The sequence below is a fragment of the Streptomyces sp. NPDC059452 genome (genome assembly GCF_042750035.1).
GTDB lineage: Bacteria > Actinomycetota > Actinomycetes > Streptomycetales > Streptomycetaceae > Streptomyces.
Map to the genome: position 1 here is coordinate 293,871 of NZ_JBHYVE010000005.1, position 9,024 is coordinate 302,894.

The 9,024-nt window shown below is 69.0% G+C and carries 6 protein-coding genes; all 6 read right to left on the minus strand.

Annotated features, from left to right (window positions below):
• Positions 1 to 32: 32 nt before the first annotated feature.
• The 6 genes from ACFW9Z_RS10685 to ACFW9Z_RS10710 all read right to left on the minus strand — a co-directional run bounded on the left by ACFW9Z_RS10685 (position 33) and on the right by ACFW9Z_RS10710 (position 8,768).
• Positions 33 to 1,499 (minus strand): amino acid permease, encoded by a 1,467-nt coding sequence (locus ACFW9Z_RS10685; protein ID WP_384637512.1) that lies wholly within the window; start codon positions 1,497 to 1,499, stop codon positions 33 to 35.
• A gap of 363 nt (positions 1,500 to 1,862) precedes the next feature.
• A complete protein-coding gene (gene dxs, locus ACFW9Z_RS10690; protein WP_384637515.1) occupies positions 1,863 to 3,776 on the minus strand; it encodes a 1-deoxy-D-xylulose-5-phosphate synthase in 1,914 nt (637 codons plus the stop codon).
• 163 nt (positions 3,777 to 3,939) lie between these two features.
• The gene (locus ACFW9Z_RS10695) at positions 3,940 to 5,250 is read right to left on the minus strand and encodes a sugar ABC transporter permease (RefSeq protein ID WP_384637518.1); all 1,311 of its coding nucleotides are present in this window, start codon (positions 5,248 to 5,250) and stop codon (positions 3,940 to 3,942) included.
• Entirely contained in the window at positions 5,247 to 6,035 is a 789-nt protein-coding gene (locus ACFW9Z_RS10700; RefSeq protein WP_384637521.1) for an ATP-binding cassette domain-containing protein, read from the minus strand. Before ACFW9Z_RS10700 ends, ACFW9Z_RS10695 begins: the two co-directional genes overlap by 4 nt.
• Positions 6,036 to 6,335: 300 nt before the next feature.
• The gene (locus ACFW9Z_RS10705) at positions 6,336 to 7,448 is read right to left on the minus strand and encodes a sugar ABC transporter substrate-binding protein (protein ID WP_384637524.1); all 1,113 of its coding nucleotides are present in this window, start codon (positions 7,446 to 7,448) and stop codon (positions 6,336 to 6,338) included.
• A gap of 120 nt (positions 7,449 to 7,568) precedes the next feature.
• A complete protein-coding gene (locus ACFW9Z_RS10710; RefSeq protein ID WP_384637527.1) occupies positions 7,569 to 8,768 on the minus strand; it encodes an ROK family protein in 1,200 nt (399 codons plus the stop codon).
• Positions 8,769 to 9,024: the final 256 nt, after the last annotated feature.

The following is a 9,024-nucleotide window of genomic DNA, read 5'->3' on the forward strand; positions in this document are numbered from 1 at the left end:
CCTAGGGGCAGGCGGCAGTTTGACGACAGGCCCTAGCGGCCTTCCCTGCCCAGGCGGCTGTGGGAGCGCCCGTACAGGAAGTAGACGAGCACGCCGAGCGCCATCCAGCCCGCGAACCGCGCCCAGGTCTCCGCCGGCAGGTTGAGCATCAGCCAGACCGAGGCGGCCACCGAGGCGATCGGCAGCACCGGCACCCACGGGGTACGGAAGGCGCGGGGCAGGTCGGGGCGGGTGCGGCGCAGCACCAGGACGCCGAGGGCGACGACGACGAACGCGAAGAGCGTGCCGATGTTCACCAGGGTGGCCAGCTCGTCGATGCTCGTGAACCCGGCGATGATCGCGATCACCACACCGAGCAGGATCGTCGGGCGATACGGGGTCTTGAAGCGCGGGTGCGTCCGGGAGAAGAAGCGCGGGAGCAGTCCGTCACGGCTCATCGCGAAGAAGACGCGGGTCTGGCCGAGCAGCAGGATCATGCAGACGGTGGTGAGGCCGACGGCGGCGCCGAAGCTGATCACACCCGCGTAGAACGGGTGCCCGACGGCCTTGAAGGCATCGGCGAGCGGGGCGCTGACGGAGAGTTCGCTGTAGTGCTGCATGCCGGTGACGACGATCGAGACCGCCACGTAGAGCACCGTGCAGATGATGAGCGAGCCGAGGATGCCGCGCGGCATGTCGCGCTGGGGCAGCTTGGTCTCCTCGGCCGCCGTGGCCACCACGTCGAAGCCGATGAAGGCGAAGAAGACGATGGAGGCGGCCGTGAAGATGCCCATGATGCCGAAGTTGGTGGGCTCGTAGCCGAAGATCAGCTGGACCAGCGGGGCGTCCCAGCCGGAACCGGTGGGCTGCTTCTCGGCCGGGGGGATGAAGGGCTTGTAGTTGTCGGCCTTGATGAAGAAGGCTCCCGCGATGATCACGATGAAGACCACGCCGAGCTTGATCGCCACCACGACCGCGGTGACCCGGGCGGAGAGCTTCATGCCGACGACCAGGATGACCGTCAGGATCAGCACCAGGACGAAGGCCAGCACATCGAAGCCGAACCCCTCCGCCGCGTCGGGGCCGGAGAGCGCTTCGGGCATCGTCCAGTTGACGTTGTCCATCAGCGAGCGGACGTAGCCGGACCAGCCGACCGCGACCACCGCCGTGCCCAGCGCGAACTCCAGCACCAGGTCCCAGCCGATGATCCAGGCCACCAGCTCGCCCAGTGACGCGTACGAGAACGTGTACGCGGAGCCCGCCACCGGGACGGTGGAGGCGAATTCGGCGTAGCAGAGCGCGGCCAGCGCGCAGACGACGCCCGCCGCGATGAACGCGAAGGCGGTCGCGGGCCCTGCCGTCTCCTTCGCCACCTTGCCCGTGAGGACGAAGATGCCGGTGCCGATGATGACGCCCACGCCGAAGACCGTGAGGTCCAGGGCGGAGAGGGACTTCTTGAGCGCGTGCTCGGGCTCCTCGGTGTCCAGGATCGACTGTTCGACCGACTTCGTGCGGAACATGCCTTTTCCGCGGGGTGGTGTGACCTGCGCGCTCACCTGCGTACCTCCACGCACTCGTTGTGAACGCCATGATTGGGACCCGGTCGGCGTAAGAACGCGCCATCTGGCCCGTTTCATGCGAATGGGCCGGGAGAACCACCCATACAGGGGCGGTCCGCCCGGCCCGTCGGCCGTACGGAGGGGTAGGCCCTAGGGCCTGTCGTCAAACTGCCGCCTGCCGCGCGACGCCTGGCACGCACGCTCGCAGCGTTGCCGAAATGGCCAAGTAGCTCCGCTACGAGACCATTCCGGCGCCTTGCGATCGCACGCACCATGCGCCGCGCGGCCGCCCTTCGGGCGACGACGGCAGTTTGACGACAAGCCCTAGTCGCGGGCGGGCTCCACGGCGCGGCTCTCGAAGCGGCCGTCGAGCTTGGCGACCAGGCCGGTGACCTGGCGGGCGATGTCCGGCGCGGTCAGTCCGATCTCGGCCATGACCTCGCCGCGCGAGGCGTGGTCGAGGAAGACCGGCGGGATGCCGAAGTCGCGCAGCGGTACGTCGACACCGGCGTCGCGCAGCGCCTGGGCGACGGCGGAACCGACGCCTCCGGCACGGCTGTTGTCCTCCACCGTGACGACGACGCGGTGGCGCTCGGCGAGCGGGGCGAGCGCCTCGTCCACCGGTTTGACCCAGCGCGGGTCGACGACCGTGGAGGAGATGCCCTGGGCGTCCAGCAGATCGGCGATCTCCAGGCACATCGGGGCGAGCGCGCCGACGGAGACGATCAGGACGTCCGGGCGGGCCGCCTTCGGCTCGCGCAGGATGTCCATGCCGCCGGCCCGGCCGACGGCCTTGACCGCCGGGCCGACCGCGCCCTTGGAGAAGCGCACCACGGTGGGCGCGTCGTCGACGGCGACGGCCTCGCGGAGCTGGGCGCGGACCTGGTCGGCGTCGCGCGGGGCGGCGATCCGGAGCGTGGGCACGCACTGGAGGATCGACATGTCCCACATGCCGTTGTGCGAGGCACCGTCCGTGCCGGTGACACCGGCCCGGTCCAGGACGAAGGTGACGCCGCACTTGTGCAGGGCCACGTCCATCAGGACCTGGTCGAAGGCGCGGTTGAGGAAGGTGGCGTAGACCGCGAAGACCGGGTGGAGGCCGCCGGTGGCGAGGCCCGCCGCGGAGACCGCGCCGTGCTGCTCGGCGATGCCGACGTCGTAGATCCGGTCCGGGAAGGCCTCCTCGAACTTGCCGAGGCCGACCGGCTGGAGCATGGCCGCGGTGATCGCGACGATGTCCTCGCGCTCCTGGCCGAGCTTGACCATCTCCTCGCCGAAGACGGAGGTCCAGTCGAGGCCGGAGGTGGAGATCGGCAGACCGGTGTCCGGGTGGATCTTGCCGACCGCGTGGAAGCGGTCGGCCTCGTCCTGGAGGGCCGGGGTGTAGCCGCGGCCCTTCTCGGTGAGGCAGTGCACGATGACCGGGCCGCCGAAGCGCTTGGCGCGCTGGAGCGCGGACTCCAGGGCCTCGATGTCGTGGCCGTCGATGGGGCCGACGTACTTCAGGCCGAGGTCCTCGAACATGCCCTGCGGGGCGATGAAGTCCTTGAGGCCCTTCTTGGCGCCGTGCAGGGTCTCGTAGAGCGGGCGGCCGACGACGGGCGTGCGCTCCAGGATGTCCTTGCCGCGGGCCAGGAACCGCTCGTAGCCGTCGGTGGTACGGAGGGTGGCGAGGTGGTTGGCGAGGCCGCCGATGGTGGGCGCGTACGAGCGCTCGTTGTCGTTGACCACGATGACGAGCGGGCGGTCCTTGGCGGCGGCGATGTTGTTCAGCGCCTCCCAGGCCATACCGCCGGTGAGCGCGCCGTCACCGATGACCGCGACGACGTGGTCGTCCTTCTTCAGGACCTCGTTCGCCTTGGCCATGCCGTCGGCCCAGCCGAGGACTCCGGAGGCGTGGCTGTTCTCGATGATGTCGTGCTCGGACTCGGCACGGGAGGGGTAGCCGGAGAGGCCGCCCTTCATCTTGAGGCGGGAGAAGTCCTGGCGGCCGGTGAGCAGCTTGTGGACGTAAGCCTGGTGACCGGTGTCCCAGAGCACCTTGTCGCGGGGCGAATCGAAGACCCGGTGCAGGGCGATCGTGAGCTCCACCACGCCCAGGTTGGGGCCCAGGTGTCCGCCGGTCTTGGACACCGCGTCGACGAGGAAGGTACGGATCTCCTCCGCGAGCTGCTCCAGCTCGTCGGCGGAGAGCCGGTCCAGGTCGCGCGGTCCCTTGATGCGGGTCAGCAGATCCACCCGTGCCTCCTTGCGTATGAGCTGATCGAGCGTGCCGATCCGATGAGTCTAATGTTCCGCCCACGGACGTGGGCAGCGGGCGCCTGTGTTCGAATACGGGCGGCCCGGGACGCGCGGGTGCCCGGCACCCCGTGGGGCGCCGGGCACCTGCGCGGTCGTGCGGTCAGGCGCGGCCCGCGGTCTTCTGGGTCTTACGGGTGACGGAGTCGATGACGACCGTGGCCAGCAGCACACCACCGGTGATCATGTACTGGATCGGCGTGGCGATGCCCTCCAGCGAGAGTCCGTACTGGATGGAGACGATCACCATGACACCGAGCAGCGCGTTCCAGGTGCGGCCGCGGCCGCCGAAGAGGCTGGTGCCGCCGATGACGGCCGCCGCGATGACGTTCATCAGCAGGTCGCCGGTGCCGGAGCCCTGGTTGGCCGCCGCGATCTTGGAGGCCCAGAAGAGGCCTCCGATCGCCGCGAACGTGCCCGCGATGGAGAAGACGGAGATCCGGATCGCGGTGACGTTGATACCGGCGCGCCGGGAGGCCTCGACGCTGCCGCCGAGCGCGAAGATCTTCCGCCCGTAGGCCGTACGGCGGAGCAGGAAGTCCGTGCCGACCAGGACGATCAGGAAGAGGACCAGGGCGAGCGGCAGACCGCGGTACTGGTTGAACATGTACGCGGCGGCGAACGCGAACACCCCGAGGACGGCCGTGCGCACGATGATGTCGACGAGCGGCCGGGAGGGGATGCCCGCGGCCTCGCGGCGGCGGGTGTCCAGGAAGGCGGCGGCGAAGTAGCCGACGACCGCGATGGCGGCGAGCCCGTAGGCGGCGGCGACATCGGTGAAGTAGTACGTGGTCAGCTTGCCGACCACCCCGTCGCCGTCCAGGTTGATGGTGCCGGAGTCGCCGAGCAGCTGGAGCATGAAGCCGAGCCAGAACAGCAGGCCGGCCAGGGTGACGGCGAAGGCCGGGGCGCCGATCCGGGCGAAGAAGAAGCCGTGGACCGCCCCCATCACCGCGCCGCTGACGATGGCGACGAGGATGGCCAGCCACTCGTTCATGCCCTGGGTGACGCTGAGCACCGCGACGAGGGCGCCGGAGACACCGCTGACCGAGCCGACCGAGAGGTCGATCTCGCCGAGCAGCAGGACGAAGATGATGCCCACGGCCATCATGCCGGTGGCGACCATCGTGGTCGCGATGTCGCTGATGTTCTTCGCGGAGAGGAACTCTGAGTTCATGCTCTGGAAGACGATGGCGATGATCGCGAGGCCGACGACCACGGGGATCGAGCCCAGGTCACCGCCGCTGATCTTGCGCTTGAACTCGGTCACGTACCCGGCGAAGCCCTGCTGGCGGATGAGCAGACGGGGGTCGACGACGGTGGCGGCGCCCTCGGCCGCGTCCGGGTTGCCGACCGGCGCGTCGGCCGGGGCCTCGGTCTTGACCGGCGAGGCGCCGGACTTGTCGGTGGTCACGGGGAAACCTCCGCGTTGCGCGCCGCACGTCGGGTCACGGCATTGTCCGTGGCGCCCGTGATGGCGGAGATGATCTCTTCCTGGGAGGTGGTCTTCACATCGAAGACACCGTTGTTCCGGCCCAGCCGGAGTACCGCGACCTTGTCGGCGACGGCCTTCACATCGGCCATGTTGTGGCTGATGAGGATGACCGCGTGACCGCGCTCGCGCAGCCGCTCCACCAGGTCGAGGACCTGCGCGGTCTGCTCGACGCCGAGGGCGGCGGTCGGCTCGTCGAGGATGACGAGCTTGGGCTCGCCGAGCATCGACCGGGCGATGGCCACGGTCTGGCGCTGGCCGCCGGAGAGCGAGGCGATCGGGATGCGGACGCTCGGGATGCGGATGGAGAGCGTGGAGAGCAGCTCGCGGGAGCGGCGCTCCATCTCCACCTCGTCCAGGATGCCGAACCGGCGCAGCTCCCGGCCCAGGTAGAGGTTGCCGACGACATCGATGTTGTCGCAGAGCGCGAGGTCCTGATAGACGGTCGCGACGCCGAGGTTCTGGGCGTCGTGCGGCTTGTCGATCCGGACGGCCCGGCCCTCCCACTCGATGACTCCCTCATCGATGGGATGCACTCCGGCGATCGTCTTGACCAGCGTTGATTTACCGGCGCCGTTGTCGCCCACCAGGGCGACCACCTCACCGGCGTGGACCTCAAGCTCTACATCGGTGAGTACCTGTACGGCACCGAATCGCTTGGAGACCCCTCGCAACGCCAGCACGGGCGTAGCGGTCACGTGAACCATCTCCTTCGCCGCCTGACCGGCGGGGGTGCCGCGCCCGGGGGAAGGCGCGGCGGTCGAGCAGAAGAGAACAGATACAAGGGGAAGCTGTTCCGTCCGGCGCCCCGCCCGGCAGCGGGACGGTTGGTGGGCGGGACACCGGACAGGCTTCGTGGCGCGTGCGGGCCGCTGTGCGGCGGGCGCGTGCGCGGGCGGTGCTGCCGTACGGCCCTCGCGGAGGCGCGGCGGGCGTACGGCGGGGCGGGTACCGGTCGTGGGACGGGCCCGGTCCCGGGGGCGTCCGGCGGGACGCCCCCCCAGGGCCTACTTGAGACCGATCTTGTCGCAGGCGGTCTTGTACTTACCGGTGCAGATCTCGCCGATCGTGTAGATGCCGTCCTTGATGACGGTGTCCTGGATGTTGTCCTTGGTCAGCGAGACGACCGGGACGAGCACCGTCGGGATGCCCTTCTGGCTCGCGTTGTCGACCTTGGAGGTGGCGATCGAGTCCAGGCTCTCGCCCTTGGCGAGGGCCACGGCCATCTCGGCGGCGACGATGCCCTCGGCCGGGTAGGACTTGTAGACGCTCATGAACTGCTCGCCGGTGACGATGCGCTGCACGCCCGCCAGCTCGGCGTCCTGGCCGGTGACCGGGGGGAGCTTCGGCAGACCGGCGGCCTTCAGGGCGGTGATGATGCCGCCCGCCATGCCGTCGTTGGCGGAGTAGACGCCGTCGATCTTGTCCTTGCCGAGCGCGGTGATCGCCGCTTCCATGTTGGCGTTGGCGTTCTCCGGCTTCCACTCCTTGGTGTCGTACTCCTTGCCGTACTTCACCTTGCCGTCGAGGACGGACTTGGCGCCCTTCTTGAAGAGCGCGGCGTTCGGGTCGGTGATCGCGCCGTTCATCATCACGATCGTGCCGCCGTCGGCCTTGTCGCCCAGGGCCTCCAGCAGCGCGGTGCCCTGGGCGCGGCCGACCTCTTCGTTGTCGAAGGAGGTGTACGCGTCGATCGGGCCCTCGGCGAGGCGGTCGAAGGCGACGACCGGGATGCCCGCGGCCTTGGCCTTCTTGATGCTGTTCTCGATCGCCTTGGCGTCCACCGCGCCGACGATGAGCGCGTCGACCTTGTTGGTGATCATCGTGTCGATCTGCTGCGCCTGGGTGGTCGCGTCCTGCTTGGCGTTGTTGTAGGTGACCTTCGCCTTGCCACCGGTGAGCTCGTCGATCTTCTTCTCGATGATCGGACGGTCGAACTTCTCGTAACGGGCCGTCTGGTTCTCGGGGAGGAGCAGACCTATCTTCAGGTCGTCGCCCTTCTTCTCCGAGCTCTTTTCGGCCTGGTCGCCGGACTCCTTGGCGCTCCCGCAGGCGGCCAGCGAGATCGCCATCGTGGTGGCGGCAACGGCAACGGCGGCACGACGCATACGCGTGTTCATTCTCGAACCTCCCTGACGAGGCCGCGACGTTGCGGCCGAGGTGGCTGGAAGTCAACTCGGCCGCAGCTTCAGCGTCAAGGAGTAAATCCTTAACGAGATGACAACGGTGCCATTCGTTATCTAAGTGAAGACAGGAGTCGCCGCAGGGAGGTTGCTCTCCAAAAGGGTTGAATCCCCCATCTCACTCAGTACGAGAGCGAGGGCGCCCAGCACCTCGGCACGGCCGCCCAGGGCCCCGGGGAGTACCGAGAGCTGCCTGGCCGCGCTGGGGATCGCGTAACGCGACACGGAGTCCCTTATGGGCCCCAGCACCAGCTCCCCGGCCTCGGCCAGCGAGCCGCCGAGCACCACCCGGCTGGGGTTGAGCAGATTGCAGAGGTTGGCGACACCACTGCCTATGTGGCGGCCCACGTCACCGATCACCCGGCGGCACCCCGGATCGCCCTCCCGGGCCAGCTGGACCACCCGTTCCATGGTGAGCCCGGGGCCGTGGCTGGGCTGGAGCAGCGGCAGCACGTACCGCGCGGCGGTGAAGGTCTCCAGGCAGCCGCGGTTTCCGCAGCGGCAGACCGGGCCCGACTCGTCGAGCGTGATGTGCCCGATCTCGCCGGCCGTGCCGCCGGGGCCCCGGTAGATGGTCCCGTCGATCACCAGCCCGGCGCCGACACCGCTGGCGACCTTGATGTACGCGAGGTCCTTGACGCCCCGCCCGCTCCCCCAGACCAGCTCGCCGAGCGCCCCCAGGTTGGCGTCGTTGTCGACGTACACCGGGACGCCGAGGCGGCCGGAGAGCTCCTCGCTGGGGTTGATGCCCGTCCACCCCGGCAGGATCGAGGTGGAGCCCAGCGTTCCGGACTCGACGTCGATGGGTCCGGGGACGCCGAGGCCGACGCCGATCACCTTGTCCGGGCCGATCCCGGTCGCCTGGATCAGCCGGTTGACCAGCACTTCCGCCCGGTCGAACCCCTCCGCGGACGAGGCGTCGACATCCAGCGGCTCGGACTCCTCGGCGAGCACCTGGTGGGCCAGGTTGCCGACGGCGACCCGCAGGTGCGTATGGCCGAAGTCGACACCGATCACGATGCCCGCGTCACCGCTGAGCGAGACGCTCCGGGCCCTTCGGCCGCCCGCCGAGGTGGGCGTCACCTCGACCGTTCCGCCGTCCTTCAGCTCCCGGACGATATTGGAGACCGTGGCTGCGGAGAGCCCGGTGCTCCGGGCGATCTCCGCCTGGGTGAGCGATCCCGCCATCCGTACGGCGCGTACGACCCGCTCCAGATTGGCCCTGTGCAGCGATGTCTGCGACCCGGGAGTCTCCATCGACTCATCCACTCCTGCCCTTGGCGGGCGGTCCTGAGGACCGCCCCGGCCGGGGCAGCAGCGATGACACCCCGGCTTCCTCCAACATGTGAACTCTAAGCTGACCGTTCGGGGGTGCCTCCCGTCAAGACCTGAGCATCCGCACACACCACAACGGCCCGGTGCCCCGGCGGAGACTCCACCCCCCGGGCACCCGGCCGATGTTGGAAAGTGTACCGCTTATGGATTCTATTATAAACAAAAACGAACCCACCAA

Bases quoted from the DNA above. Each gene is read 5' to 3' on its own strand.
- ACFW9Z_RS10685 (WP_384637512.1), bottom strand. From the start codon at position 1,499: ATGTTCCGCACGAAGTCGGTCGAACAGTCGATCCTGGACACCGAGGAG.
- ACFW9Z_RS10700 (WP_384637521.1), bottom strand. From the start codon at position 6,035: ATGGTTCACGTGACCGCTACGCCCGTGCTGGCGTTGCGAGGGGTCTCC.
- ACFW9Z_RS10705 (WP_384637524.1), bottom strand. From the start codon at position 7,448: ATGAACACGCGTATGCGTCGTGCCGCCGTTGCCGTTGCCGCCACCACG.
- ACFW9Z_RS10710 (WP_384637527.1), bottom strand. From the start codon at position 8,768: ATGGAGACTCCCGGGTCGCAGACATCGCTGCACAGGGCCAATCTGGAG.